Genomic DNA, 26,844 nt, shown 5'->3' with positions numbered 1-26,844 from the left:
GTCATGGTTCAATGTTGATTTATAGCCTATTGCATTTAACCGGTTACGATTTATCAATTGAAGATTTAAAACAATTCCGTCAATTACATTCAAAAACTCCAGGTCACCCAGAATATGGTTATGCACCGGGCGTAGAAACTACCACAGGTCCATTAGGCCAAGGTATTACCAATGCGGTAGGAATGGCGATTGCCGAAAAAACCTTAGCCGGCCAATTTAACCGTCCAGGTCATGACATTATTGACCACCATACTTATGTCTTTTTAGGTGATGGTTGTTTAATGGAAGGGGTATCACACGAAGCGTGTTCATTAGCGGGGACATTAGGCTTAGGTAAATTAATTGCGTTCTATGATGACAACAATATTTCGATTGATGGTCATGTAGATGGCTGGTTTACCGATGATACACAAAAACGTTTTGAAGCGTATGGTTGGCATGTTGTGCCAGCGGTAGATGGCCACAATGCGGCAGAGATTGCAGCAGCGATTGAAGCGGCGCAAGCAGAAACCAGTAAACCAAGTTTAATTATCTGTAAAACCATTATTGGATATGGTTCACCAAATAAATCCAATTCTCACGATTGCCATGGTGCACCATTAGGTGAAGAAGAAATTGCGGCAACTCGTCAAAATTTAGGTTGGGCATATGCACCATTTGAAATTCCAGCAGAGATTTATGCGGAATGGGATGCAAAACAACAAGGTGCGGCGAAAGAAGCGGAATGGAATAAACGTTTTGCGGCTTATCAAGCGGCTTACCCAGAATTAGCGGCAGAATTAAGCCGTCGTTTAGCGGGGGAATTACCGGCGAATTGGGCAGCGGAATCTCAAGCCTTTATTGAAAAATTACAAGCAAATCCAGCGAATATAGCGAGCCGTAAAGCATCACAAAATGCGATTGAAGCTTATGCGCATTTATTGCCAGAATTTTTAGGTGGTTCTGCGGACTTAGCAGGGTCTAACTTAACCTTATGGTCAGGTTCAAAACCATTACGTGCGAATGTGGTAGATGGTAACTACATCAACTACGGAGTTCGTGAATTTGGTATGTCAGCGATTATGAACGGTATTGCTTTACATGGTGGTTTTATTCCTTATGGTGCAACCTTCCTAATGTTTATGGAATATGCCCATAATGCGGTTCGTATGTCTGCCTTAATGAAACAACGAGTGCTTTATGTTTATACTCACGATTCCATTGGTTTAGGGGAAGATGGTCCGACACACCAACCGGTAGAACAAACTGCGGCATTACGCTTAATTCCAAATCTTGAAACCTGGCGTCCATGTGACCAAGTTGAATCTGCGATTGCATGGCAAGCTGCGGTAGAGCGTAAGGAAGGACCAAGTGCGTTAATCTTCACTCGTCAAAACTTAACACAAATGGCAAGAACAGCGGAACAATTAGCGAATGTCAGACGTGGTGCTTATATCTTAAAAGATTGTGAAGGGACACCAGAGTTGATTTTCATTGCGACAGGTTCGGAAGTGGAATTGGCAGTGAAAGCAGCAGAGCAATTAACTGCTGAAGGACATAAAGTTCGCGTGGTATCTATGCCAAGCACTAATGTCTTTGACAAACAAGACGAAGCTTACAAAGAAAGCGTATTACCAAGCAGCGTGACAAAACGTGTTGCTGTGGAAGCTGGAATTAGCGATTTCTGGTACAAATATGTTGGTTTAGCCGGACGTGTTGTGGGTATGAACCGTTTTGGTGAATCTGCACCGGCGGGAGAACTCTTTAAACTGTTTGGCTTTACTGTAGAGAACGTTGTAGCGAAAGCAAAAGAAATTTTATAGTTTTTTTCTAGAGTATAATTAATTTAAAACCCTTCTTATCTTTATGATTAAAAAGGGTTTTTTATTAGTGAATCACCTAAATTTTGGCAAATTTAGGTGATATAGTATCAATTAATTATATGTTAGATTTTTAGGCTTTTTGCTTAAGATTAATTAACAACATCACTGCCAAAATAACAATACCAATAATATCTGAAATAAATTCAGGGGAAATTAATAGTACCGAGCCGATAGCTAAAATTACCCTAAAGACTGGATTGATATTGTGTTTAAAGTAACCTTCAACCGCGGCAGATAAGCCAATTACCCCTAAAATTGAAGTAATACAGACAGAGATAATTTCACTAATAGCCGGTAATGGGAATGAGTTTGCAGTAATCGCGGCATTATGAATATCAATCATCAACATACTAGGGTTGTAAACGAAGATAAACGGAATAATGAATCCGGCTAATGCTAAACGTAATGATTGCCAGCCTGTTTTCATTGGATCTCCACCAGCAATTCCTGCGCCAGCGAATGAGGCAAGTGCCACAGGAGGAGTGATATTGGCGAAAATACCAAAATAAAATACAAACATATGGCTAACTAATAGTGGAATGTTAAAGTCAGCTAATGCTGGTGCTGCCATTGTTGCAGTGATGATATAGGCTGGAATTGACGGTAACCCCATACCTAAAACAATAGAAGCTAACATTGTTAAGATTAGGGTAAGCAATAGAGATCCTGCACCGAAAGTAACGATGTAAGATGTCATTACCGTACCGAAACTGGTAAGGTTTACAACACCAATAATAATCCCTACAACCGCACAAGCCGCCATTACTGGCAATGATTGTTTAGCACCATCTTCTAACGCTTCAATAATCTCTTTTACGCCCATACGAGTTTCTTTGCGTAACCAGCTAATCGCAATAGTGATCAAGATGGTATAGGTCGCGGCATAACCGACTGGTACTGACTCAATTAAGAAGACGATTAAGGCAATAATCGGAATAAACATATGACCGCGCTCTTTCATTACCAGTTTCAGTTGCGGTAATTGATCTTTTGCTAAGCCTTTTAAATTACGACGACCTGCGCGAAAGTGGACTTGTGCAATGACGCTGATGTAATAAAGCAGTGCTGGCAATAAAGCAGCTAATGCGATCGTACTGTATTTTACTCCAGTCGTTTCTGCCATAATAAAAGCACTGGCCCCCATAATCGGCGGTAAAATTTGACCACCAACTGAAGCACTTGCCTCTACCGCACCAGCAAAATTAGGTTGATAACCGATTTTTTTCATCAATGGAATGGTGAAAGCGCCTGTACTCACTACGTTTGCTACTGCGGCACCGTTGATACTTCCCATAAAACCACTTGAAATAACGGCGACTTTTGCAGGGCCGCCTTGACGGCTACCAGCGAGGGCAAGCGCTAGGTCGTTAAATAATTTCCCCATTCCTGATTTGGCAAGGAATGCTCCGAATAAAATAAAGAGGAAAATAAAGCTAACCGAAGCGCCAATAGCGGAAGAGTATAATCCTTCTGTTTTCAAATAGAGTTGTCCGAAAATATCGCCAATGTCGTAATAACGTGTGAGTAAGCGATCAGGCATAAAATCCATTGAACTGATAAATGGATAGAGTAAAAACAGTAAAGCAAAAATAATTAAAACATAACCTGTTAGCCGACGGGCAGCTTCAATCACAATTAAAGTCGTAATAATCGCAAAGATAATATCATTTTCATTAGGAATACCGCCGCGAGTAGTCATTAACGCTTCATATTCATAACAGAGATAACCAGCAGTAATGAGCGCTAAAATTCCTAAAATCCAATCAAACCACATAATACCGTTTTTGCTATATTTTTTACTGGCTGGATAGATCAGAAAAATCAGTAACGCCCCAATTCCAACATGTAGTGCACGTTGTAATAAAGTTGGCATTGGGTAAAACGTAATATAGAGATGAAATAACGAATAAGCGACAGCAATGATGGTAATAATATATTTTTGCCATTGCGATTTGACCGATTTGGTGACGGATTCTTTATCGTATTTTTCGAGAATCTCTTGATAGTTATTGGTTGGTGTTGTGTGTTCGAGGTTTGACATCGCATTTCACTCCTAATAAAAAAGAAATCAGATTTTGTTTTATTGGAATAATTTTTATCTCGCTGTAATCAGGGACGAGTTGATAAACGGGAAGTATAAAATCGTCAGAAAATAGGACTCCTTGCATATTAGATGAAACTAGCCAATCAATTTTTGGCAATAAGATCTGTTTCTTAAAACCAACAAAACCATCAGGTGCTGGAATTTTTTCGCCATCAGCAGGTGAGCCTGCACCAAAAGTTTGTTGGAATACTTTGTCTAAAACTAGCACATTACCCTGTTGTGAATAATGTTCTTGCCATAATTGCTTTTCGACGGAATGTTTCCACTGCAATGTAAACTGATTGGTTGGTAAACGACACGATTTCTCAGCAAATTGCAGATAGATCGTGTCGAATTGAATAGTAAAGATCACAACTGAAATAGATATCAGGACAGCAGCGATCTTATACACTTTTTTCATTATTATTTTTTGCTCATTTCATCATAGTAACGTTTTGCACCTGGATGTAATGGCGCAATTGAGCCTTTTTGTGCTTCTTCCAAATTAATATCTTTTGCTGCTTGGTGAGAAGCTTTTAATTTATCTAAGCTTTCAAAAAAGGTTTTCGTAAGAAGATAAACATCATCATCGCTAAGATCTGAACGTACGATTAGTGCATTACGAATAGCGATTGTTTGCACATCTTCAGCGTTATTATAAGTACCGGCAGGAATAACCATTGAAGTGAAATAAGGATATTCTTGCATTACTTTTTCCGCACCTTCTTTTGGAATACTCACTAGTTGGAGATCAAAGCCTTGTTGTAATTCCATTAATGATGAATTTGGTAAGCCACTGGTGAGGAACGCTGCATCAATACGTCCCGCTTTAAGTGCATCAACAGCTTCAGCATAACCAAGATAATCAACGGTAATATCGTTGTAAGTGATACCAAAACCAGCGAGTAATTTACGTGCATTAACTTCTACACCAGAATTTTGTGCACCGGTCGCTACACGATGCCCCTTCAGATCAGCAATGGTTTTAATACCAGTTTTTTTCGAAGTAATGATTTGTACGAAATTTGGATAAAGACCTGCTAATTCACTTACAGTGGTAATTTTCTTGTTTTCGAAACTACCTAAACCATTAACAGCATCACTTAGAGCATCACGCATAACGAATGCCATTTCTACTTTTTTGCTGTTAAGTAGATTGATATTTTCTACTGAAGCACCGGTAGTTTGTGTTTTTGAGTTTGCTTTTAAATCTGTTGAATAAACTTCAGCTAAAGTTGTGCCGATAATGTTATAAGGGCCTGATGCGCCACCAGTTGCAATGGTTACAAATTTAGTTGCTAATTTTGGTGCACTTTCAGCAGCAGGTGCTGGAGCTGGTGCTGCTTGTTCTGAAGTATTCGCCGCGGCATTGGTTGCCGGTTTTTCTTTTTCATCATTACAACCAACAAGAGCGACAGAAGAAACCAAAAGTGAGGAGAGTAGAAGAGTTTTAAAGTTTGCCATATTGAGTGATCCCTATGTTGTGTTATGGAAGGTAAATGAAATTGTAAAATAAATGTTACTGCATAAATATGCAAGTATGTGTGATTTGAATTGTGGGGTTGATCACAATTTAGTCAGGAATGAAATAATCTAAAGGCTTAAAGTTTCTTAATTGATTGTCGCTCAATTAATTGTGGTTCAAGCATTAATGTTTTGTATTCTTGTTCTGGTGCTTTGATTCGCTGTAATAACGTTTCAACTGCTAATTTACCTAATTCTGCTTTTGGTTGATGAATGGTAGTGAGTGGTGGTGTTAAGTATTGGGAAAGCATAATATTATCGTAACCAATAACAGAGATATCTTCTGGAATACGTAAACCATTTTGCCAAGCAACTTGATAAACACCAACGGCAATCGTGTCGCTACAAGCAAAAATAGCTGTTGGTCTTTCAGCGCATTGCAACAATTTTTTCATTCCTTCGACACCACCTTCAAAATCAAAATGGCTTTCGATAATCCAATCAGGATGGCTGGTTAAATGGGCATCTTGTAATGCTTTTTGATAACCAATTAAACGATTACTTGCGAGTGACTTATCTAATTTACCGGTAATAATAGCGATTTTTTCGTGACCTTGTTCAATTAGAGTTTTGGTTGCCAAATAAGCACCAAATTCAGAATTTTCATAGATCTTATCGGCATTCATTGCGGTAGGCCACCAGTCCATAATCACCATCGGTAATTGCACATTTAGCTGTTTAACAATCGCATTTCTGGCGTCCGAATACATTAACAATAGGCCATCAACCTGTTTTTGAATTAGGGTTTGGATATTTTGTTGCAAGCGTTCTTCGTTACCGTCGGTACTCGAAATAATTAAATTATATTGGTGTTGATTGCAATATTGTTCCACGCCTGCAACTACTTCGGCGAAAAACGGGTTGCTGGTTGCCGTTACCAGCATACCAATGGTTTTTGTTTCTTTGACTTTTAAACTACGGGCAACAGCTGAAGGCGTGTAGTTTAACTCATTAACCACCTTCATAATTTTTTCTCGCATTTCGTCACTAACGTAACGGCTATTATTAATAACGTGAGAAACAGTGGAAGTAGATACTTTTGCAATCCTTGCAATATCTTTCATCGTTGCCATACATCGCTCCTTACAGCTTAATGAGTCAGTCCATTTTATTTAGTAGCAGCTAAAAAATCGAGCGTTTCTTGACGAGTTGGAATTGAAGATTGTGCACCTAAACGAGTAACGCTAATTGCTGCGGCAGCATGAGCAAATTGAATTGCTTGATCGAGTGATTTATCTTCCAGTAACGCAGTAACTAAAGCACCATTAAAAGTATCGCCTGCTGCAGTGGTATCTTTTGCGGTAACACGAAAACCAGGAATAATTGCTTGTTGTTGCTGGTGGCTGACAAAAACGCCCTTGGCTCCTAATGTAATAAGGACAGTTTCAATTCCTTTTTGGTGAAAAATAGCAGCGGCTTGCGCGGCACTTTGTTCATCAATCACTTTAATCCCAGTTAAGATCTCTGCTTCGGTTTCATTCGGGGTAATCATCGTAAGTTGAGATAACAATTCGTCTGGTAAAGGTTGGGCTGGTGCTGGATTGAGGATCACCTGTTTCCCTGCTTGACGAGCAGTTTTTGCAGCATAGATAACTGCCTCTAACGGGGTTTCCAGTTGCATTAATAATGCATCCGCTTCTGTTAGCTGCTGTTTAAATTGTTGTACTAATTGCGTATTAAGATGAGCATTGGCGCCAGCTGAAATTACAATACTATTTTCGCCACTTGCCGCTACTTGAATCATTGCAATACCAGTCATTTCATTGGCAATAGTGGTAATGCTTTCAGTATGGATACCTTGTTGTTGAAAAGATTTTTTCATTTGCAGCCCAATATCATCATCACCGATACAAGCAATAAAATTAACACTAGCACCTAAACGAGCTGCGGCAACGGCTTGATTTGCCCCTTTTCCACCAAAGACGATATGGTAATGATTGCCAGAGAGGGTTTCACCAGGTTGTGGAAAATGTGGAACATGGATAACGTGATCAGCGTTGATGCTACCGAGAACGGTTAATGTTTTGGCTGCGAACATAATACGACTCCTTGGATTCAAATAAATACAGCTGATTTGAGTGAGTAAACGGGTGTTTCCACCCGTTTATTCTAATAGAAATTATTTTGTTACAACTTTTAAAGGTACAGGAATTTTCGCTTCTACAGCTTCACCTTTGATAACTTTATCTGCAGTTTGTACCCCTAATGCGCCAATTAAATCAGGTTGTTGGGCAATAGTTGCAGCTAGTTTGCCGCTTTTCACTGCTTTTACACCGTCATCTGTACCATCAAAACCAACGATTAAAACATTTTTATTCGCTGCTTGAATAGCTCGAATAGCACCTAATGCCATTTCATCATTTTGAGCGAAGACGGCTTGTACACTAGGTTGAGCAGTTAATAAGTTTTCCATTACGTTCAAACCTTTAGTACGGTCGAAATCAGCTGGTTGGCTAGCAAGAAGTTGGAAGTTATGTACTGCTACTGCTTGTTTGAAACCTTCACCACGTTCACGTGCAGCAGAAGTTCCTGCAATACCTTCTAATTGGATAACTTTCGCTTTGTCACCTAATTTTTCAGCAATAAAGTCACCCGCCATTTTACCGCCAGCTACGTTGTCTGAAGCGATATGGCTAACCACATCACCTTGTGCTGCACCGCGGTCTAAAGTAATAACTGGAATTTTTTTCTTATTCGCAACACGTACTGCATTAGCGACAGCGGTAGAATCAGTTGGGTTGATTAATAGCACTTTTGCGCCACGTACAGTAATGTCTTCAACGTTAGCGAGTTCTTTTGACGGGTCGTTTTGAGAATCTAATACAACTAAGTTATACCCTAATTTTTGTGCTTCTTTTTCCGCACCTTCTTTTAAGGTTACGAAGAAAGGATTATCAAGGGTAGATACTGCAAGTGCGATAGTGTCTTTTGCTAATGCTACATTGCTAGCAAGTGAACTTAAAACGAGAGCAGAAGCAAGAAAAGTAAGTTTTTTCATAAGATTTCTCCTTTGATAGGGGTTGAGTAAACAAGTTATGCTGATTTACGACTACAGAAATGATCTGTAAGCACAGCAAGTAAAATAACAATAGATTTAGCAATCATTTGGTAGTAAGACGAAATATCTAATAAGTTAAGTGCATTATTTAAGAAGCCAATGATTAATGCCCCAATTAATGTACCAGTGATGCGACCTTTACCGCCCATTAAACTTGTACCACCAACAACAACTGCGGCAATGGCATCTAATTCATAAGAAACACCTGCTGTCGGTTGTGCTGACGATAAACGTGAAGTAACGATTAAACCAGCAACAGTGGCTAAAAAACCGCTTACGGCATAAACAAAGATTTTTACTTTATTCACATTGATACCAGATAAACGTGTTGCAGATTCATTGCCACCGAGTGCATAAATATAACGACCGATAGGGGTATGTTTTAGTAAATACCAAGCAATGACGAAGATAATGACCATTAACCAAATTGGGAAAGGAATGCCAAAGAGATAGCCAGTACCGAGGAAAGTAAAATAATCTGCTGTATCAGAGAAACCGATACTAATAGGGCGACCATCAGTGTAAACCATAGTGACACCACGAAGTAATGTCATAGTGACTAAAGTAGCAATAAACGCTTGTACTTGCCCTTTCGCGATAATGACACCGCTGATGCCGCCAAGTAAGGTACCAAAAAGTAAAACTAATGGAATAACAACAAAAATAGGTAGTTCTAAATTTACTAATGAAGCAGCGACAGCGCCAGTTAACGCCAAAATCGAACCAACAGAAAGGTCAATACCAGCTGTTAGGATAACGAAAGTCATACCGACGGCAATAATCGCATTGACCGAAGTTTGGCGTAAGATATTGAGCAAGTTATCAATAGTAAAAAAATGTGGACTAATCGTAGAAACAATGGCGATTAATACCAATAGTGCAATAATTGAACGTTGTTCAATTAAAAACTCTTTTAAATTGAATTGTGAAGTTGTAGTTGGGGTAGCCATAATACATCCTTTCTTGGTTAATGAATTTGAGTAATTGCCGCAGTAAGTAGTTTTTCTTGTGTTACATCAGCACGTAAATATTCCGCACTGATTTCACCGTTATTCATTACTAATACGCGATCGCTCATACCAATAATTTCCGGCATATCAGAAGAAACAATGATGATGCTCATCCCTTCTTCTTTAAATTTATTAATTAATTGATAAATCTCTTTTTTCGCACCAACATCAATACCGCGTGTTGGTTCATCAAGGATTAATACATCTGGACGAGTCATTAACCCTTTAGCAATAGCAACTTTTTGTTGGTTTCCGCCCGAGAGTAAACCAATCGTTTGATCCATAGATGGCGTTTTGATATTAAAGAGATCAATAAAATCGGTTACCGTCATTTTTTCTTTTTTATGATTAATCGAAAAATGTTCAGTTAATTGCTTTAAGGCGGTTAACGTCATATTCTCTTTAATGCTCATTCCTAACACTAAACCATCACCTTTACGGTCTTCCGAGATATAAACGATACCGTTATTTAAACCGTCTTGTGGTGAATGGATAGAAAGTTGTTTTTGATGTAAGAAAATTTCGCCGCTGGTTTTATGTAAGGCGCCATAAATTAATTTCATCATTTCTGTTCTACCAGCGCCCATCAATCCAGAGATGCCAAGAATTTCACCTTTGTTTAAATGGAATGAAGCGTTATTAACGCCATGTCCGCTAAGGTGTTTCACCTCTAATACAACCTCACCGATTGGTGAATCAATATGCGGATATTGTTCAGATAGTTTACGTCCTACCATCAATTCGATTAGTTGTTCTTCATTGATACTGGAGAGGGTACACTCAGCAATGAGTTCACCATCACGTAAGATCGTTACATCATCGCAAATGGTGAAAATGTCTTGCATACGGTGGGAAATAAAGACAATGCCGCAACCTTGAGCTTTGAGTTCACGAATTACATCAAATAGCGCTTCAGTTTCTGTATCAGTAAGTGCATCAGTAGGTTCGTCCATAATGATTACTTTGGCATTGAAACTGAGTGCTTTAGCAATTTCAACCATTTGCAACTCACCTAATGAAAGTTGTGCCACAGGTATGGTTGGGCTATGTTTAATTTTTAAACGGCGTAATAATTTTTCTGATTCAGCAGTCATTTTTGCCCAATCAATACCACCAAAACGATTGGTAAATTCACGACCTAAGAAAATATTCTCGGCAATCGTTAAATTAGGAATAATGTTTAATTCTTGGTGGATAATACTGATGCCGGCAAGTTGCGACATTTTTGGATTTTTAAAAGTCACTTCTTGATCAAGATAATGGATAGTGCCTTCATCTTTGCTATAGATACCAGTTAGGATTTTCATCAAAGTGGATTTACCAGCACCATTTTCTCCCATTAATGCCATCACTCTGCCTGGGTAAACTGATAAGCCTGCTTTATATAAAGCTCTTACACCAGGGAATGACTTGCAAATGTTGTCTAGTTTAAGAATTGGTTGCATAGCATTCTCCAATTAAAAAGGAACACCAGAAGTAAGGATAATATTGGCGTAAGGAGTGCATTCACCAGAGCGTACAAAACCTTTGCTGTTTTGGCTAAGTTGTTTGAATTGTTCATGGCAAACATACTCAATCGCGATTTGATTTTTTTGTTGTTGTTCTAATTGCGCTAGACGTTGTAATAACGCTTGATGCACTTCAGGATTTTTCTGTTTGATTTCTTCTGCAAGGATCACTTTTTCAACAAAACATTCACTAATAACGGCATCAAATGATGCAAGAAAACTAGGAATTCCAGGAACCAAAGCTAAATCGACGCAATCAGCTTGTTTTGGAATCGGTAAACCAGCGTCGCAAATTGTTAATAGATCAGTGTGTCCTAAAGTTGCAATGACGTGAGAGAGGTGTGCATTTAAAATACCTACTTTTTTCATTTTCTACTCCTATTTTATTGTCATCGAAACGTTTCGATAAAAATGATAGAGAAGTTTTTTCATACTGAAAATAGCCAAATTTTAAATTTGTGAAGCTGATCAAAAAATAAAAGAATTATATAAGAATGAAATTGAAATATAAGTAAATAAAAATAGATGAATTATTAAAAGAAAACCATCCTTTTGACAAATTTCTTGTTGATAGTTTTCAATTTTTTTTGCTTGTTCGAGTCAGTGTTGTTGATATGATTTCTTTACTTTCATTTAGTGGATAACTAGTGGTTACCCTTAATTACGGCAGTATAAAATGGTGTATAGATTTAAAGGGATTTAAAGGGAGGATATTATGGGATTTTCTTCTGATTCAATTAAAATTTTACAGGTTATTAGTAAAACAGGTAGTTTTAGTGAAACAGCAAAAGTATTGCATAGAGTCCCTTCTGCTATTGGTTACACTGCCAGAAAAATGGAAGAAGAGTTAGGGGTTAAATTATTTGAACGTAGGAATGGGCATATACAATTAACACCTGTAGCGAATTATATTTTAGAACAGGGTGATTGGATTTTGCAGGGGTTACAAGAATTACAAAGAGATGCATTACGATTGAATGAAGGAACTGAAAGTCAATTCAGAATTGCTTTAAACTATATAATTAGCCATCAGCCAGTTTCTCAATTGTTATCTAAGTTGTTGGATAAATTTCCTGCCACAGAATTTTCTATTCGTACAGAAGTTTATAATGGTACATGGGATTCACTTTATGAAGATAGAGCTGACTTTGTGATTGGTGCTCCTCAAAACCCACCCTGGAATCGTGGCAATATTTCTACTGAATATTTAGGTGATGTGGAATGGGTCTTTTTAGTTTCACCTCATCATCCATTAGCAAATGAAGAACAAATTCTAAAAGCAGCAAAACTTCGTCAATTTCCATCTATTGTTGTTCATGATTCATCAATCGCTTTACAACAAAAAAAAACGTGGGCTCTTAAAGGACAAAAAATTATTTATGTGACAGATCTTAATATGGTGTTATCGATGATTATTGCTGGGATTGGTATTGGGTTTGTTCCTAGAGGTTTTGCGGTGTCTGCATTGGCAAAAGGTATTGTTGTAGAAAAAATGATTGCTGAACATAAACAACCAATTAGAGTTTATTATGCTTGGCAAAATCAAAGAAATAGTCCAATTATCAATTATTTATTAGATTTGTTGTGTACAGATGAATATCGTACACAGTGGTTAATTTAATTCTTTATATTGAAGGAGAAAAATATGAGTGAATTATTGTTTAAGGCTGCTGCTGAGGGAAATTGTTCTCTGATTAGAGAGCTGTTAGCACAGCAAGGGGTAAATGTTAATGCAACTGATAAAGGTAAACGTACACCAATTTTGGTTGCTGCTCAAAATAAGCAATATGATGCTATTCGTTTATTAGCTGAATACGGAGCAGATATAAATGCTCAAGATAATAAATGTTTTAACCCATTTATTCATGGTTGTATCCATAATGATCTATCTCTAGTGAAATTAATGGTAGAACTAGGATGTGATTTAACTCGTTTAACGCGATTCGGTGGTAATGGATTAACACCAGCTGCTGAAAAAGGACATGAGGATATTGTACGTTTTCTATTAGAGAATACAGATATTAATGTAAATTTAACGAATAACGTAGGCTGGACTGCATTAATTGAAGCAATCATTCTAAATGATGGTAGTGAAAAAATGCAAAGAATTGTACGTTTGTTATTAGAGAATGATGCAGATCCTAAAATGACAGATGAGTGGGGAGTATCTCCGTTAGAGCTGGCTCTCCGTAAAGGCTATCAAGAAATAGCCGCTATTATTGAAGAGTATCTTTAATAGGAGTTAAATATGCAATGGGTAACGGTAGACAGTATGGATAAGCAACTTGCACCAGTTTATACGTTACTGATTGAAGGACAATTTACGATTCTTTCAAGACATCGGCACGTGTTAAATTTACAACTAAGGAATCATCAAATTGTAGCATTAGTTGATTCTTCAGTGCCTCAAGGACCTCGCCAATTACGTATATTAGGTAAGGTTCCTAGCGTAGATGAATTTATGTTCTCTACGACTGTACCAAAAAAACAATTTTCTTGTGATTTAGAATATTCATTAGGTTCGCTTAATGCTGAATTATTAGATTTATCTTGGCATACACTAATAGAGCAGCAAAAACAACCCATTGATCTTATTCAAATTACTACACAGAAATATTTGCAGAAAGGAATTTCTAATTTATTAGAGGCATTGAGCGAACAGAGGTCTTTGCATAATGAAGTTAAAAATTTACTAGGATTAGGATGTGGCTTAACACCAAGTGGAGATGACTTCCTCTGTGGATTATTGATTGCACTTTGTTTACCACAAAGTCCGTTTCATATACAAAGAGAAGCATTAGTTCAAGCAATTCTAGCAAATAAACAACTCACCAATCCTATCTCAATAGTTTTTTTACAAGAGGCTTGCTTATCACAAGTAAGCTATCCCGTTCAGCTATTTATCCATAATTTATTAAGTGCTAGTTGTGATCCTACAGTGATACAAAAGGTTATTCAGCTAGGGCATCGCAGTGGTTATGACTTGTTAAGTGGATTATTAGCTGGTTTTCCCCACCCTATAACAAAGAGAGTACATTTATGCCCTTATATAGTCGATTAAAAACAAATACTTACATTGACTCAGTTACATTAATGGCTATTTCGACTGCAACCAATCAACTTGACGGCGTTATTCAAGCACAAGTTGCAATGGGTAGTCCAATGAATAAAGCTGTTTTAACTGAAGCAAACTTATTAACGGAAGAATTAAGTAATGCAGTGCCATCTGATTTAATGATTTCCGTTGTATTGGAAGATGGTATCGATGCTGATGAAGTATTTGCACAAATTGATCAATTACTGATACGTAAACCAGTTAATGATCAAAAGAATAGTGATGAAGTATTCCATACTATTACAGCAGCTGCAGAAAAATATCCAGAAAGTAATTTAGTAATTGTTTCTGTAAATGGATCTTATGCAGCTAGAGAAGCTGAAAAAGCATTGATGCTAAATAAAAATGTGATGTTGTTTTCTGATAACGTGCCAGTTGAGCAAGAATTACGGTTAAAACAATTAGCTCATAGTAAAAACCTTTTGATAATGGGACCTGATTGTGGTACAGCCATTATTAATGGTGTAGGTTTAGGATTCGCAAATAAAGTTCGTCGAGGGAATATTGGTATTGTTGCTGCATCAGGTACAGGAGCACAGGAAATATCTGTTAGAGTTCATGAGTTTGGTGGCGGGGTTTCCCAACTTATTGGAACTGGAGGTAGAGATCTTTCAGAAGAAATAGGTGGAATAATGATGCTAGATGGTTTGCAATTACTTGCTGAAGATCCTCAAACATCAGTGATTGTAATTGTATCAAAACCACCAGCACCATCAGTTGCAGAAAAAATTTTAACAACTTGTAAACAGATAAGCAAACCAATTTTTATCTGGTTCTTAGGCTATCAAGGTGAGAAACATCCATCACCACATATTCAAATCTTCTCACATAGTAAGCCTACGGCTATGGCTGCAGTGATTGAGTCTGGTATTCCAGAAGAAAGCATTGATAAACACGCATTGAATTGGCCGTTAATCGAAGAAGTCAGAGCCAAACTCTCTGTAGAGCAGAAATATATTAGAGGTTTGTTCTGTGGGGGTACTTTATGTGATGAATCTTTATTCTCCGCATTAGAAAAACATTGTGAAGTTTATTCAAATATTCACCCAGATAAATCGTACCGTCTTTCGGCAACAGATAAGTCAAAAGGACATACGTTTATTGATTTTGGTGATGATGAGTTTACACAAGGTCGAGCACATCCAATGATAGATCCTAGTTATCGTATAGAACGTATATTACAAGAAGGACGTGATCCTGAAGTTGGTGTTCTATTATTGGATTTTGTGGTTGGTTTTGGGGCGAATCCTAAACCTGTAGAAGAAACATTAGCTGCATTAATTCAGGTCAAGCAAGAAGCGAAAAAGGAAGGACGACATCTAGAAATTCTAGCTTATGTTTTAGGAACAGACTTGGATTTACCAAGTGTAAATAGTCAGATTAAGCTTTTAGAAGAAGTGGGTATAACTATCGCATCTAGTTCAACAAATGCAGGGTTGTTAGCTAGAGAGTTTGTTGTAAAAGGAGAATAAGGTATGACGTATTTATTTAATCAATCTTTAAATGTTATTAATGTTGGACTACGTCAATTTGCTGAGGACCTAGCTCATCAACAAGTTGATGTTGTTCAGTTAGATTGGAAACCTGTTGCAAATGGAAATCCAGAATTAATTACAGCATTAACTCATTTGGAACAAGCTGAGTTGGTAGAAAAAATAGAACAAGCCAATCAAGAAGCTTTTCATCGTATTACTCAAGCTCAACCTGTACTAATAGGATATGGACAAGCTAAAGATGTTATTCCTGGAATGAAGGATAAGATGTTATTACACGCAGGTCCTCCTATTGGCTGGGATAGAATGAATGGTCCAATGAAAGGGGCAATAACAGGAGCTATTGTCTTTGAAGGGTGGGCGAAAGATCTTCAAGAAGCGGCAGAGTTGGCAGCGAGTGGTGAAATAACGTTTTCACCTTGTCACGAGCATCAATCTGTTGGATCAATGACTGGGGTAACAAGCCCTTCTATGTATGTGCATATTGTTGAAAATAAGACACATCATAATATTGCATTTACCAATTTATCTGAGCAGTTAGCGAAAATTTTACGAATGGGAGCAAATGATCAAAGTGTAATTGATCGTTTGAATTGGATGCGAGATGTGTTTGGTCCGATTCTTGCTCAAGCAATGTCTTATTGTGAAGAGGGAATTGATTTACGTTTAATGCTCTCTCAAGCTTTGCATATGGGAGATGAATGTCATAATCGTAATGTGGCAGGAACAGTGTTGTTGATCCAAAAATTAGCACCTTATATTTTAGAAACAGATTTTAGTAATAAAGATAAACAAGACGTGTTTAATTTTGTGGCATCGTCAGATTATTTCTCTGGACCAACTTGGATGGTGTGTTGTAAAGCAGCGTTAGATGCGGCACAAGGTATTCCTTATTCAACTGTTCTGACTACTATGGCAAGAAATGGAACTGATTTTGGTATTCGCGTTTCTGGATTACCTAATCAGTGGTTTACAGGACCAGCACAACAAGTTATTGGCCCTATGTTTGCAGGCTATAAACCAGAAGATTCTGGATTGGATGTAGGTGATTCAGCAATTACAGAAACTTATGGGATTGGTGGTTTTTCGATGGCAGCTGCACCAGCAATAGTATCATTGGTTGGCGGTACAGTAAGTGATGCAATGAATTACAGTAAGACGATGAATCAAATTACAGTAGGAAATAATCCTAATATTACGATTCCATCATTAAACTTTATGGGTGTACCAACAGGTATCGATATTTGTAAAGTGATTGAAAGTGGTGTATTGCCAGTGATTAATACTGCGATAGCACATAAGGAAGCTGGTATTGGAATGATTGGTGCCGGTATAGTTAATCCACCAATTGAAGCTTTTAATAAAGCATTATTAGCTTTTGCAGATAAATATACTAAATAAGGGGGACAAAATGAAAACACAGTTTTGGAAAAAAGGAGACTGGGCAGCTTTCTTTGGTTTATTTAGTAATAATTTAACTAACTTACTCACAATGATTGCTTTATTAACAGTTGTTGTCGGTATTCCTGCAGAAATTGTTTTTGGGAGAGTAGTACCAGCATTTGGATTAGCGGTATTGTGTGCCAGTATTTGTTATGTTGTTTTTGCTAAAATCTTAGCGAAGCAATCAGGCAGAGAAGACGTTGTTGCGTTACCATCAGGACCAAGTGCGCCTTCAATTTTTACAGTAACCTTCTTGGTGTTATTACCTGTATATCAACAAACTCAAGACTATGAACTTGCGTTAAGTATCGGTTTAGTTTGGGGTTTTGTCGAGGGATTTATTCTTTTTATTGGTTCTTTTATGGGAGATCTGCTAAGAAGAGCTGTTCCTAGAGTTGTATTACTTTCTTGTTTAGCTGGATTAGGACTTCTATTATTAGCAATGAATCCAATGCTACAGGCATTTCATACTCCAATCGTATCTTTTGTCGTGCTAGTATTAATTTTTATTAATTGGTTTGGACGTTCGCCAATTTTTAAACGTATCCCGACAGGGTTATTATTACTGATTGTAGGAACGATTTTAGCGTGGGTATTTGGTTTACAAGATGCCACAAAAATTGGAGCAGCATTACATAGTGCGGGCTTTAACCCACCAAAATTACACATTAGCAATTTTCTTGATGGTGTTGCCGTTGCGGCACCTTATTTAGCGTCAGCTGTACCATTAGCGTTAGCTAACTATGTATTTGATTTAGAAAATATTGAAAGTGCTCACGCAGCAGGCGATCCATACCCAACTCGTCGCGTTATGATTGCGAATGGTTGTTCAACAATGTTTGGTGCATTAATGGGAAACCCATTCCCAGTAACCGTTTATGTTGGTCATACTGCTTATAAAGAGATGGGAGCTGGTATCGGTTATACACTTGGTACAGGTATTGTGATGTTTTTAGTCTGTTTATTAGGATTAGGTGGCTTCTTACTCTCTTTAATTCCAATGGCAGCGATTGCTCCAATTCTAATCTTTATCGGTATTGTGACTGCAAACCAAGTAGTGAGAGAAACACCAAAACTTGAAGTCCCTGTTATCTTTGTTTGTTTATTCCCTTGGATCGGTGCTTGGGCATTAACGACAGTAGGAAATACCTTAAAAAGTGCAGGAACTAATGCAGGAAAATTAGGTTGGGATATTTTAGAAAAGAATGGTGTTGATTTTACTGGTTTATATCATTTAGGAAGTGGTGCACCATTATCTTCATTACTTTGGGGATGTATTGCAATTTTTGCGATTACCAATCAGCCTAAAAAAGGTGCAATTAGTGCTTTATTAGCTGCAGTATTAGCCTTCTTCGGGATTATTCACCAATTGAAGCCTGTTATTGGCGGTGAAGCACCAATGATGTTTATGGTTTCTTATTTAATGGTAATGGCACTATTTTTATTAAAATATTTGCTAGATCGAAATAAATCAAAAGAAGCACATTCTTAGTTTCTCGTTAGAAAACATTTATTAGTCTGGGAGTACTCCTCTCAGACTATCTATACCAAAAAGAATTGAAACATTCTTTTTGTCTATAAATCTATTTCATTATAAAAGGAAATAAAATGAAGCCTACAATAGTAATTGCTTTAGGTGGTAACGCTTTGCTGAAGCGTGGGCAACTGATGTCTTATGATAATCAATTAGCGAATATTAGCATTGTTGCTCGTTCAATTAGTAAATTAGTAGATAAATATAGGATTGCGATTGTACATGGTAATGGACCACAAGTTGGCTTATTGGCACAACAAAATGATGTTTATACGAGTGTCCCTGCATATCCTCTTAGTTGTTTAGTTGCTGAAACGCAAGGAATGATTTCAACAATTTTAATTCAAGAGCTGCGAAAACTTGTGGTACAACCTGTTACCTCTATTATTACGCATGTTGAAGTTGATGTTAATGATGCTGCTTTCTTAGAGCCGAATAAATTTATTGGGGGTGTATATGACAAGCAAGAAGCAGAAAGTTTAGCACAACAATATCATTGGCAGATTAAACAAGACGGACAATATTATCGTCGTGTGGTTGCTTCCCCTAAGCCTTTATCTATTCAAGAGAATCAGATTATTAGATCTGCACTGGATCAAGATAATATCGTAATTTGCTGTGGCGGTGGTGGAATCCCGGTTTCGCAGCAAGAAGGGCAATTATCTAATACAGATTGTGTGATTGATAAAGATGCTTCTGCTTCACTATTAGCAAAAGAAATTCAAGCTGAATATTTTTTAATTTTGACTGATGGTGATGGTATTTATTTGAATTGGGGTAAAGAAAATCAGCAGAAATTGGATCAGGTAGCTGTACAGGAGCTATTAACGTATCAATTTGATAAAGGATCTATGCAACCGAAAGTAGATGCTATTATTGATTATGTGAGTAATGTTAATAATGGGATTGGTATCATTGCTGATATGAACTTTGTATTGGAAGCATTAGAAGGTGAAGCTGGAACACGAGTAATAAAATAGGCTTAAAAAATGATCTGTGCTCTAAAAGTTGGACTCATTATCCGACATACAGATGCACAGATTTTTTATGGCCAACAAGCATTTACATAACGATTTGTTAATTTTTATTCTGGATATCATGAAAGTAGGTTATGTAATATAAAAATATCTTATCTGATTAACGTTATTATCTGAGAAGTAGGTATTTACATAAATTTTAGTATAGGCTACAGATATAGGTTTTACTCTATCTGGTTACTATTTAACTTTTATGGGTAGATTAAAATAATGTCTTGATATTTTCAAGACATTATCTAATCACTATTATGTTGTATTTTTTAACTTATTACCGGTTTTCCATTTAAGAAGCCACGTCTTTGTTCAGGCAAGCGAGCAACTGCTTCTGCACTACAACTCGCAGCAACAAGAGTAAAAGTTGCTTTATCTCCTACTTTTGGCCATACCATATCTCCTTTTTCATTAAGAGGAGTTATTCCGGCAGTTGCAATGGATAAGGATCTTGATAATCCAAGTTCATCTGTTTGGCGATATAATTGTGCCCATAAACGAGCTTTTTCTAACATATCACCACTTCCTAAAGGAGACCACCAATCGAGGATACTATCTGTACCAGACATTAATTTTACTCCAGCAGTTTGAAATATAGGTAATGGCATCATAGCATTTCCAAAAGGTAGTGTAGATGCAAGGCTTATTCCATATTCTGCCATTTTTTCAGCTAATTGTTTGACCTCATCATTTTGCATATTCATAAAAGCGAAAGCATGACTTAGAGTAAGTTTTCCATGAAGATCTTTTTCTTTGGCAACATAATCTATCATATATTTTATAGCTTCACCGCCACTTGGATTTGGTTCATGCAAATGTATATCTACTCCTTTACCATTATCTAATGCAATAGCAAACATAGTGTCTAAAGACTTTTTCATATCTCCATCAACTTTAGTTGGATCCAAACCTCCCACATAATGAGCTCCCATTTTCATCGCTTCTCTCATTAATTTTTCACTATTGGAACGTAATAATCCATGTTGAGGAAAGGCAACAATTTCACATTCTAGATTATTTTTATTCTGATCTAAGGCTTCTTCTAGGTGTTTAAGACTTTTTAATTGGCTTGTTGGCTCAATATTACAATGGCTGCGAGCTATTACTGTCCCTTTTTGATTTAGCAAAGATATCATTTCTCCTGTTCTTTTAATGGATGTTTCTAGTAGTTCAGGAAGAATTTTTTGCTCATAAGCGATCATATCCTGAATAGTCCAACCTTTTCTAGATATGGTACGCCAAGGAAGTCCATACCAACTTTTATCAAGATGAATATGTAAGTCTTGTAATGCAGGAATTGCTAGTAATCCTTCTCCATCAATGATTGGAAGATTATTAGGGTTTTCTCCTTTTTTGAGGATAGCCTTGATAATTCCATCTTTAATATATAATGCAGCATTTTTTGTTTGTGTTGCGACAACTTTGTTGTCGTGATAAACAAAGTTGGTTTCTAACAAAATATTATTCAATAGATACTCATTGTGAGTTTTGGAATAAGTTTTTTTAGAAAATGCATTGTTTTGTTGTGCTAATGTCGGCAATGAAATAGCGGCAGCAGTTAATGCTGTTGTACTGATAAATTGACGGCGAGAAAAATAGTTAGTCATATTAGCTCTCCTATTATGTAAGAATCATGATAGTGCTGAGAATATATTACTACTCAGACTTTATTCATATTAAATGAAATTGGTATTAGATAGGATTGAAAAGATTGCTATTATAAATTCTATATTTTTGAAGTAATTTGAAATTTTTATATTAAATTATATAGTTATAACTAGCAGTGGTTTTATATATATTTATAAAGAGACTAAGTATCGTAGTTATAGAGGAGCAACCATAATGTCATACGTATTTACACCACCACCAATTGCGGCTATTCCAGTGATTGATAGTGAGCAGCTTTTTGCTGTACGTCGCGTTTATTGTGTAGGACGAAATTATGCGGCGCACGCACGAGAAATAGGGCATGATCCTGATCGTGAGCCGCCATTTTTCTTCTGCAAACCTGCGGATGCCATTCGACCAGTCAAACCAGGTGAAACTTATGCGTTTGCTTATCCAACAATAACGCAAAATTTGCATTATGAAGGCGAATTGGTGGCGGTAATCGGTAAAACTGGTAGCAATATTACGGCAGAAAATGCATTGGAGCATATTTGGGGTTATGCGGTTGGCTTAGATATGACACGTCGTGATTTGCAAAACCAAATGAAAAATATGGGGCGACCTTGGGAGATTGGAAAAGCCTTTGATGGCTCTGCGCCGATTGGTCCAATTTATCCAGTAAGTAAAGTAGGACATATTACATCTGGTGCAATTTGGTTAACGGTGAATGATGTCGAAAAACAACGTAGTGATATTAGTGATTTAATTTGGTCTGTAGCAGAAACGATCGCTCATTTATCGACATTATTTACACTGGAACCAGGTGATATTATTTTTACAGGTACTCCTGAAGGTGTGGGTAAAGTGGTACCAGGTGACAAAATTAAAGTGGGAGTTGATCAATTGGGTGAATTAAATATTGAAATTGTTTAACCACCATTTTTTTACCAAGATTGAGGAGATAGCTGTGTTATAGAAACATAGCTATTTTTTTTGTTGCTAAATTGTAATCAATTTGTAATATTCAACCTTAAGTATGTGATTTTTCTGTGCTCGTACGATAACTATAGATTAATTGTTTGATAAGAGAGGAAACAACATGCGTAGAAAAGTGAGTTTGATTGGTGTACCGACAGATGTAGGAGCTGGTCATCGCGGTTCTAGTATGGGGCCAGAGGCATTACGCGTTGCAGGAATTACAGAGATGTTAGAAGGCATGGGGTTGGATGTTTATGATCAAGGGAATTTACATGGGCCGGCTAATCCTTGCCATGCCGCAATAAATGGCTATCGCAATTTTGCGGAAGTGATTACGTGGAATCAATTAACGCATGATGCAATTTATCAAGAGTTGGTGCGTGGACATATGCCGATTATGTTAGGTGGCGATCATTGTTTAGCGGCAGGATCAATCAGTGCGGTAGCGCGTTATTGTCGTGAACAGGGTAAAGAATTGCGAGTAATTTGGTTAGATGCGCATACTGATTTTAATACCGCTGAAATTACCCCATCAGGAAATATGCATGGTATGCCGGTAGCTTGTCTATTTGGTCATGGGCCATTGGAATTAGTCAATTTATCTGGGCATGTGCCAACCTTGGAGGCGCATAATATTCGTCAGATCGGTATTCGTAGTGTGGATGATGAAGAAAAGCATTTTATTCATGAAGCAGGTATCCAAATTTTTGATATGCGCCATATTGATGAAATTGGTATGCGACATGTGATGGAAAAAGCATTAACTGATTTGCATGATAATGTCCATTTACATGTGAGTTTTGATGTTGATTTTCTTGATCCAGAAATTGCTCCTGGTGTTGGCACTACCGTACGTGGTGGTGTTAATTATCGTGAAGCGCAGTTATGTATGGAGATGATTGCAGATACTGGATTAATGGAATCATTAGATATTGTTGAGCTTAATCCAGCTTTAGATGTGCGGAACTTGACGGCAAATATTGCAGTGGAATTAGTGCAAAGTTTGTTTGGTAAGAATACGTTAATTCGTTAAGTTAATAAGAAATATAAAACCGAGGGAGGATCCTCGGTTTTATGCCATTTAAAGTAACTTATAGTTTGACTACCAATTTATCATAGGCTCGATTTGCTTTCTCTCTGGCTTTCTCAGTGTTGCCATCACTGGCAAGAATAACGCCTAAACGACGATGTCCATTGACTTCACCTTTACCGAATAGACGCAAACCTGTATCCGGCTCAGCTAATACATTTTCTAAATTACCAAAGCTGACTTGAGTCGATTTTCCTTCAACTACAATGGCTTTAGAAGCACTTGGTGCGAGTAATTTAATTTGTGGAATAGGTAAGCCGAGAATAGCGCGAGCGTGTAATGCAAATTCGGAGAGATCTTGAGAAATTAAGGTGACCATACCTGTATCATGTGGGCGTGGTGAAACTTCATTAAAGATAACATCATAACCACAAACGAACATTTCAACACCAAAAATACCGTAACCACCTAATGCACCAGTAATTTTTTCAGCGATTTGTTGTGCTTTTTGTAAAGCTGTTTCACTCATCGCTTGTGGCTGCCAAGATTCGCGGTAATCTCCATCAACTTGTACGTGGCCAATAGGAGCTAGGAATGAGGTACCTCCACGATGACGAACAGTTAAGAGCGTAATTTCATAATCAAAACGGATAAAGCCTTCTACGATAACGCGTCCGCCACCAGCGCGACCACCTTCTTGTGCATATTGCCATGCTTTTTGTAGATCTTGTTCATTCTTTAATATGCTTTGTCCATGTCCAGATGAGCTCATAATAGGTTTTACAACACAAGGTAAACCAATTTCGGCTACAGCTTGTTGGAAATCTGTAAAGTTATCGACAAAGCGGAATGGTGAAGTTGGTAATTTGAGTTCTTCCGCAGCTAAGCGACGAATACCTTCACGATTCATCGTTAATTTTACCGCTTTAGCGGTTGGAATAACGGTAAAACCTTGTTGTTCTAGTTCTACTAAAGTGTCGGTGGCAATTGCTTCAACCTCGGGTACGATATAGTCAGGTTTTTCTTTTTCGATCAATGATTTGAGTGCCGCTCCATCTAACATTGAAATTGTGTAAGCACGATGCGCAACTTGTTGTGCTGGTGCATTGGCATAACGATCAACCGCAATTACTTCAACGCCTAAACGTTGTAATTCAATAACGACTTCTTTGCCTAATTCGCCAGAACCTAACATCATCACTTTTGTTGCGACAGGCGTAAGTGGTGTACCCAATGTTGTCATAAGTTAATTTTCCTCTGTTGTGTGCAAAATAAAAAAGCCAAGTGTAAAACTTGGCTCTCGAATTATTTATTGATTTAAGAAGCTGTCATCAAGTAGTAAATCTTGGTTATTGTTGATACCGATACCTTGATCTAACACTTTCTGTGCAGCAGCTTTTGCATCTGCTAATGAGTGTTCGGTATAAGTACCACATTGATATTCATTTAATTCAGGAATTTGCTTTTCACTTTCCACTGTTAACACATCTTGCATTGCTTTCGTCCACGCAGCTACAACTTGTTGTTCAGTTGGAGCACCAATTAAGCTCATATAGAAACCAGTACGGCAACCCATTGGTGAAATATCAATAATTTCAACGCTATCACTGTTTAAATGATCACGCATAAAACCAGCAAATAAATGTTCAAGAGTATGGATACCTTTCGGACTAATATTATCTTTATTTGGTTTACAGAAGCGTAAATCGAACACAGTAATTTGATCACCTTTTGGTGTTTGCATAGTTTTTGCAACACGTACTGCAGGTGCTTTCATTTTAATATGGTCAACTTTAAAACTATCTAATAATGGCATGAAAAAAATCCTTATATTTTTATAAATTTAAATTGAACTTTTTGAAACGAGCTTTGTCTTATAAGCTGCAACATAATGGTTGTTTAAATTAGTTCCTTAGGTTATTGCCGCTCTAACGAGCGGCTTTTTTTATTTTAAAGTCTGATAGCAATATTTGTATAGTGCTTTCTATACAGAATAACTAAATATCTAAATTGCACTTGCCAGCCATTGCTGATAATCCAGGCGATCTTGTTCCGTTATCTGGCGTAAAACGCGACAAGGATTACCTACTGCAAGGCTGTTAGCTGGGATATCTTTGGTTACCACACTACCAGCACCAATCACTGCATTTTTACCGATAGTGACACCACCAAGAATGACACTATTACCGCCAATCCAAACATTATCTTCAATCACAATCGGTTTTGTATGTTCAAAACCTTGCTGACGTAATTCGGGATCTAATGGATGCCCAACTGTATAAAGGCTCACGTTCGGTGCAAACATTACGTTATTGCCAATCGTAACTTTACCATTATCCAGAATAGTACAATTGCAATTGGCAAAAAAATTATCACCTACATCAATATGAGAGCCATAATCACAGAAAAATGGCGGATTAATGTGTAAATTCTTGCCATAAGAGCCCAATAACTGTTGTAACAACTGTAATCTTTCCTCCTGTTGTGAGGGGGAAAGTTGGTAATTGAGTTGAAACAACAGCTGTTTCGTCCGCTTACGCATAGAAGATAATGTTTCGTCATAAGGATTATGTGGTAATCCTAATAACATCTTTTCTTGTTCAGATAATGCCATATTTACTCACGATCTAGAGCTAACACGATTTTCCCTTGAGTACGTCCGCTCTCTAATAAACGATGAGCCGTTTGAATTTCCTGAATTGGGAAAACTTTCGCAATTTGTAAGGTTAATGAGTGATCGGCCAAGTAACCTAGCATTGTAGTTAAATCGGCGCTATTAGGAACAGCTAACATTTTTTCGACTTGCAAATGCTGTTGCGCGCCAGCTTGTTGCAGTAGTGGTACATGAATAGTTGGAATACAAATTACCCGACCATTAGTTTTTACCATTTTTAAGGCTGCAATACCGCTTTCACCGCCGACTAAATCAATAAATAGATCAGCTTGTAGATCAGGATATTGTTCTGGGTGATGATAATCAAAACATTGATTTGCGCCTAATGCTAAAGCCGCTTCATTTTTTGCTGGTGAACAGATAACAGAAATTTTGACTGCTTGTTTGGCTAATAGTTGTAACAATAAATGTCCAACACCGCCTAATGGGGCAGAAAGTAAAATATGTTGTCCAGTTTGTATATTAGCTTGCTTTAATATTTGATAAGCAGTGGTGGCAACAGTTGGCATTGCTCCAGCTTGTTCTAATGAAACATTAGTTGGTACACGAGCCACTAGTTCTGCATTTACCGCAACATAACGGCTATAAGCGCCGCCTTCAAAGGTTAAAGCAGCTACACGATCTCCGACTTTAAAACCGCTTGCAGCACCAGCTTGCACAACAATACCTGCAATATCAAAACCTAATATCGCTGGAAATTGAGATTTAAATTTTTCTGCTCCCCAACCTAATCCTTTACGAGTTTTGAAATCTACTGGGTTAATACTGGCATAATGATTTTCAATTAATACTTGGTTTTCGTTAATAGTGGGTAAGGGTAAATGTTCTTGAAAGGTGAGAACATCCGCCTCACCAAATTCACTAATAGTCACGCCGTAATTCTGCATAAAACACTC

Annotated in this window: 24 protein-coding genes; 10 read left to right on the top strand and 14 right to left on the bottom strand. The window is 37.4% G+C overall.

The genetic code is table 11. The annotated features are described in order from the left end of the window. Positions 1-1,802: transketolase (gene tkt, locus QS62_RS01485; protein ID WP_066104836.1), on the top strand; the 1,802-nt coding region annotated here is incomplete at its 5' end. A 130-nt stretch (positions 1,803-1,932) separates the two neighbouring features. Here tkt and QS62_RS01480 read toward each other — a convergent pair. The 9 genes from QS62_RS01480 to rbsD form a co-directional block, all read right to left on the bottom strand. Beyond that, complete coding sequence (locus tag QS62_RS01480; RefSeq protein WP_066104828.1) at positions 1,933-3,903, bottom strand: TRAP transporter permease; 1,971 nt, start codon at positions 3,901-3,903, stop codon at positions 1,933-1,935. After that, the gene (locus QS62_RS01475; protein ID WP_082966107.1) at positions 3,869-4,366 is read right to left on the bottom strand and encodes a DUF1850 domain-containing protein; all 498 of its coding nucleotides are present in this window, start codon (positions 4,364-4,366) and stop codon (positions 3,869-3,871) included. The genes QS62_RS01480 and QS62_RS01475 overlap by 35 nt, the downstream gene beginning before the upstream one ends. Before the next feature lie 2 nt (positions 4,367-4,368). Then, the gene (locus tag QS62_RS01470) at positions 4,369-5,409 is read right to left on the bottom strand and encodes a TAXI family TRAP transporter solute-binding subunit (protein ID WP_066104826.1); all 1,041 of its coding nucleotides are present in this window, start codon (positions 5,407-5,409) and stop codon (positions 4,369-4,371) included. Between the two features lie 137 nt (positions 5,410-5,546). Then, complete coding sequence (locus tag QS62_RS01465) at positions 5,547-6,542, bottom strand: substrate-binding domain-containing protein (RefSeq protein WP_066104824.1); 996 nt, start codon at positions 6,540-6,542, stop codon at positions 5,547-5,549. 35 nt (positions 6,543-6,577) lie between these two features. Further along, positions 6,578-7,507 carry a ribokinase gene (rbsK, locus tag QS62_RS01460; RefSeq protein WP_066104821.1) on the bottom strand — a complete coding sequence of 310 codons (930 nt, stop codon included), beginning with the start codon at positions 7,505-7,507 and terminating at the stop codon, positions 6,578-6,580. 81 nt (positions 7,508-7,588) lie between these two features. Beyond that, the gene (gene rbsB / locus QS62_RS01455) at positions 7,589-8,467 is read right to left on the bottom strand and encodes a ribose ABC transporter substrate-binding protein RbsB (RefSeq protein WP_066104819.1); all 879 of its coding nucleotides are present in this window, start codon (positions 8,465-8,467) and stop codon (positions 7,589-7,591) included. A gap of 35 nt (positions 8,468-8,502) precedes the next feature. Beyond that, positions 8,503-9,477, bottom strand: a complete 975-nt coding sequence (gene rbsC / locus QS62_RS01450) for a ribose ABC transporter permease (RefSeq protein ID WP_066104816.1) — start codon at positions 9,475-9,477, stop codon at positions 8,503-8,505. A gap of 17 nt (positions 9,478-9,494) precedes the next feature. Then, a complete protein-coding gene (rbsA, locus tag QS62_RS01445) occupies positions 9,495-10,982 on the bottom strand; it encodes a ribose ABC transporter ATP-binding protein RbsA (protein WP_066104813.1) in 1,488 nt (495 codons plus the stop codon). Between the two features lie 12 nt (positions 10,983-10,994). Next, positions 10,995-11,414: a D-ribose pyranase gene (rbsD, locus tag QS62_RS01440; RefSeq protein WP_066104810.1), complete on the bottom strand. Its 420-nt coding sequence runs from the start codon at positions 11,412-11,414 to the stop codon at positions 10,995-10,997. A gap of 346 nt (positions 11,415-11,760) precedes the next feature. Between rbsD and QS62_RS01435 the strand changes: the two genes are divergently transcribed. From QS62_RS01435 to QS62_RS01405, 7 genes are all read left to right on the top strand, one after another. After that, a complete protein-coding gene (locus tag QS62_RS01435; protein ID WP_066104805.1) occupies positions 11,761-12,666 on the top strand; it encodes a LysR substrate-binding domain-containing protein in 906 nt (301 codons plus the stop codon). Between the two features lie 24 nt (positions 12,667-12,690). Then, a complete protein-coding gene (locus QS62_RS01430) occupies positions 12,691-13,281 on the top strand; it encodes an ankyrin repeat domain-containing protein (RefSeq protein WP_197496253.1) in 591 nt (196 codons plus the stop codon). A gap of 12 nt (positions 13,282-13,293) precedes the next feature. Beyond that, entirely contained in the window at positions 13,294-14,106 is an 813-nt protein-coding gene (locus QS62_RS01425; RefSeq protein ID WP_066104798.1) for an oxamate carbamoyltransferase subunit AllH family protein, read from the top strand. 32 nt (positions 14,107-14,138) lie between these two features. Continuing rightward, complete coding sequence (gene fdrA / locus QS62_RS01420; RefSeq protein ID WP_231923662.1) at positions 14,139-15,632, top strand: acyl-CoA synthetase FdrA; 1,494 nt, start codon at positions 14,139-14,141, stop codon at positions 15,630-15,632. Between the two features lie 3 nt (positions 15,633-15,635). Continuing rightward, complete coding sequence (locus tag QS62_RS01415) at positions 15,636-17,054, top strand: YlbE family protein (RefSeq protein ID WP_066104790.1); 1,419 nt, start codon at positions 15,636-15,638, stop codon at positions 17,052-17,054. A 10-nt stretch (positions 17,055-17,064) separates the two neighbouring features. Further along, on the top strand, positions 17,065-18,588 hold the full coding sequence (locus QS62_RS01410; RefSeq protein ID WP_066104787.1) for a xanthine permease: 1,524 nt from the start codon (positions 17,065-17,067) through the stop codon (positions 18,586-18,588). 116 nt (positions 18,589-18,704) lie between these two features. Next, complete coding sequence (locus QS62_RS01405) at positions 18,705-19,610, top strand: carbamate kinase (RefSeq protein WP_066104785.1); 906 nt, start codon at positions 18,705-18,707, stop codon at positions 19,608-19,610. Between the two features lie 317 nt (positions 19,611-19,927). On the opposite strand, the gene QS62_RS01400 is transcribed toward QS62_RS01405, so the two are convergent. Further along, complete coding sequence (locus QS62_RS01400) at positions 19,928-21,265, bottom strand: amidohydrolase (protein WP_066104781.1); 1,338 nt, start codon at positions 21,263-21,265, stop codon at positions 19,928-19,930. A gap of 235 nt (positions 21,266-21,500) precedes the next feature. On the opposite strand from QS62_RS01400, the gene QS62_RS01395 reads away from it, so the two are divergent. Both QS62_RS01395 and rocF read left to right on the top strand, forming a co-directional pair. Continuing rightward, positions 21,501-22,199 (top strand): fumarylacetoacetate hydrolase family protein, encoded by a 699-nt coding sequence (locus QS62_RS01395; RefSeq protein WP_066104777.1) that lies wholly within the window; start codon positions 21,501-21,503, stop codon positions 22,197-22,199. Positions 22,200-22,365: 166 nt separating this feature from the next. Then, positions 22,366-23,277 carry an arginase gene (gene rocF, locus QS62_RS01390; protein WP_066104774.1) on the top strand — a complete coding sequence of 304 codons (912 nt, stop codon included), beginning with the start codon at positions 22,366-22,368 and terminating at the stop codon, positions 23,275-23,277. 58 nt (positions 23,278-23,335) lie between these two features. Here rocF and purT read toward each other — a convergent pair whose 3' ends face one another. From purT to QS62_RS01370, 4 genes are all read right to left on the bottom strand, one after another. Further along, positions 23,336-24,517 carry a formate-dependent phosphoribosylglycinamide formyltransferase gene (gene purT, locus QS62_RS01385; protein WP_066104771.1) on the bottom strand — a complete coding sequence of 394 codons (1,182 nt, stop codon included), beginning with the start codon at positions 24,515-24,517 and terminating at the stop codon, positions 23,336-23,338. A gap of 66 nt (positions 24,518-24,583) precedes the next feature. Next, on the bottom strand, positions 24,584-25,090 hold the full coding sequence (gene luxS / locus QS62_RS01380; protein ID WP_066104768.1) for an S-ribosylhomocysteine lyase: 507 nt from the start codon (positions 25,088-25,090) through the stop codon (positions 24,584-24,586). Positions 25,091-25,279: 189 nt separating this feature from the next. Next, positions 25,280-25,888: a sugar O-acetyltransferase gene (locus QS62_RS01375; protein ID WP_066104764.1), complete on the bottom strand. Its 609-nt coding sequence runs from the start codon at positions 25,886-25,888 to the stop codon at positions 25,280-25,282. Positions 25,889-25,890: 2 nt separating this feature from the next. Then, positions 25,891-26,835 carry an NADP-dependent oxidoreductase gene (locus tag QS62_RS01370; protein WP_066104761.1) on the bottom strand — a complete coding sequence of 315 codons (945 nt, stop codon included), beginning with the start codon at positions 26,833-26,835 and terminating at the stop codon, positions 25,891-25,893. Between the last annotated feature and the right edge of the window lie 9 nt (positions 26,836-26,844).

Source organism: Gallibacterium salpingitidis (assembly GCF_001678495.1).
Classification (GTDB): domain Bacteria; phylum Pseudomonadota; class Gammaproteobacteria; order Enterobacterales; family Pasteurellaceae; genus Gallibacterium; species Gallibacterium salpingitidis.
Note: the sequence above shows the minus strand (reverse complement) of the source record. Positions and strands in the feature narration are given on the sequence as shown.

Coding starts and splice junctions, on each gene's coding strand:
- QS62_RS01480 (WP_066104828.1), bottom strand. CDS start 3,903: ATGTCAAACCTCGAACACACAACACCAACCAATAACTATCAAGAGATT.
- QS62_RS01475 (WP_082966107.1), bottom strand. CDS start 4,366: ATGAAAAAAGTGTATAAGATCGCTGCTGTCCTGATATCTATTTCAGTT.
- QS62_RS01470 (WP_066104826.1), bottom strand. CDS start 5,409: ATGGCAAACTTTAAAACTCTTCTACTCTCCTCACTTTTGGTTTCTTCT.
- QS62_RS01465 (WP_066104824.1), bottom strand. CDS start 6,542: ATGGCAACGATGAAAGATATTGCAAGGATTGCAAAAGTATCTACTTCC.
- rbsK (WP_066104821.1), bottom strand. CDS start 7,507: ATGTTCGCAGCCAAAACATTAACCGTTCTCGGTAGCATCAACGCTGAT.
- rbsB (WP_066104819.1), bottom strand. CDS start 8,467: ATGAAAAAACTTACTTTTCTTGCTTCTGCTCTCGTTTTAAGTTCACTT.
- rbsC (WP_066104816.1), bottom strand. CDS start 9,477: ATGGCTACCCCAACTACAACTTCACAATTCAATTTAAAAGAGTTTTTA.
- rbsA (WP_066104813.1), bottom strand. CDS start 10,982: ATGCAACCAATTCTTAAACTAGACAACATTTGCAAGTCATTCCCTGGT.
- rbsD (WP_066104810.1), bottom strand. CDS start 11,414: ATGAAAAAAGTAGGTATTTTAAATGCACACCTCTCTCACGTCATTGCA.
- QS62_RS01435 (WP_066104805.1), top strand. CDS start 11,761: ATGGGATTTTCTTCTGATTCAATTAAAATTTTACAGGTTATTAGTAAA.
- QS62_RS01430 (WP_197496253.1), top strand. CDS start 12,691: ATGAGTGAATTATTGTTTAAGGCTGCTGCTGAGGGAAATTGTTCTCTG.
- QS62_RS01425 (WP_066104798.1), top strand. CDS start 13,294: ATGCAATGGGTAACGGTAGACAGTATGGATAAGCAACTTGCACCAGTT.
- fdrA (WP_231923662.1), top strand. CDS start 14,139: ATGGCTATTTCGACTGCAACCAATCAACTTGACGGCGTTATTCAAGCA.
- QS62_RS01415 (WP_066104790.1), top strand. CDS start 15,636: ATGACGTATTTATTTAATCAATCTTTAAATGTTATTAATGTTGGACTA.
- QS62_RS01410 (WP_066104787.1), top strand. CDS start 17,065: ATGAAAACACAGTTTTGGAAAAAAGGAGACTGGGCAGCTTTCTTTGGT.
- QS62_RS01405 (WP_066104785.1), top strand. CDS start 18,705: ATGAAGCCTACAATAGTAATTGCTTTAGGTGGTAACGCTTTGCTGAAG.
- QS62_RS01400 (WP_066104781.1), bottom strand. CDS start 21,265: ATGACTAACTATTTTTCTCGCCGTCAATTTATCAGTACAACAGCATTA.
- QS62_RS01395 (WP_066104777.1), top strand. CDS start 21,501: ATGTCATACGTATTTACACCACCACCAATTGCGGCTATTCCAGTGATT.
- rocF (WP_066104774.1), top strand. CDS start 22,366: ATGCGTAGAAAAGTGAGTTTGATTGGTGTACCGACAGATGTAGGAGCT.
- purT (WP_066104771.1), bottom strand. CDS start 24,517: ATGACAACATTGGGTACACCACTTACGCCTGTCGCAACAAAAGTGATG.
- luxS (WP_066104768.1), bottom strand. CDS start 25,090: ATGCCATTATTAGATAGTTTTAAAGTTGACCATATTAAAATGAAAGCA.
- QS62_RS01375 (WP_066104764.1), bottom strand. CDS start 25,888: ATGGCATTATCTGAACAAGAAAAGATGTTATTAGGATTACCACATAAT.
- QS62_RS01370 (WP_066104761.1), bottom strand. CDS start 26,835: ATGCAGAATTACGGCGTGACTATTAGTGAATTTGGTGAGGCGGATGTT.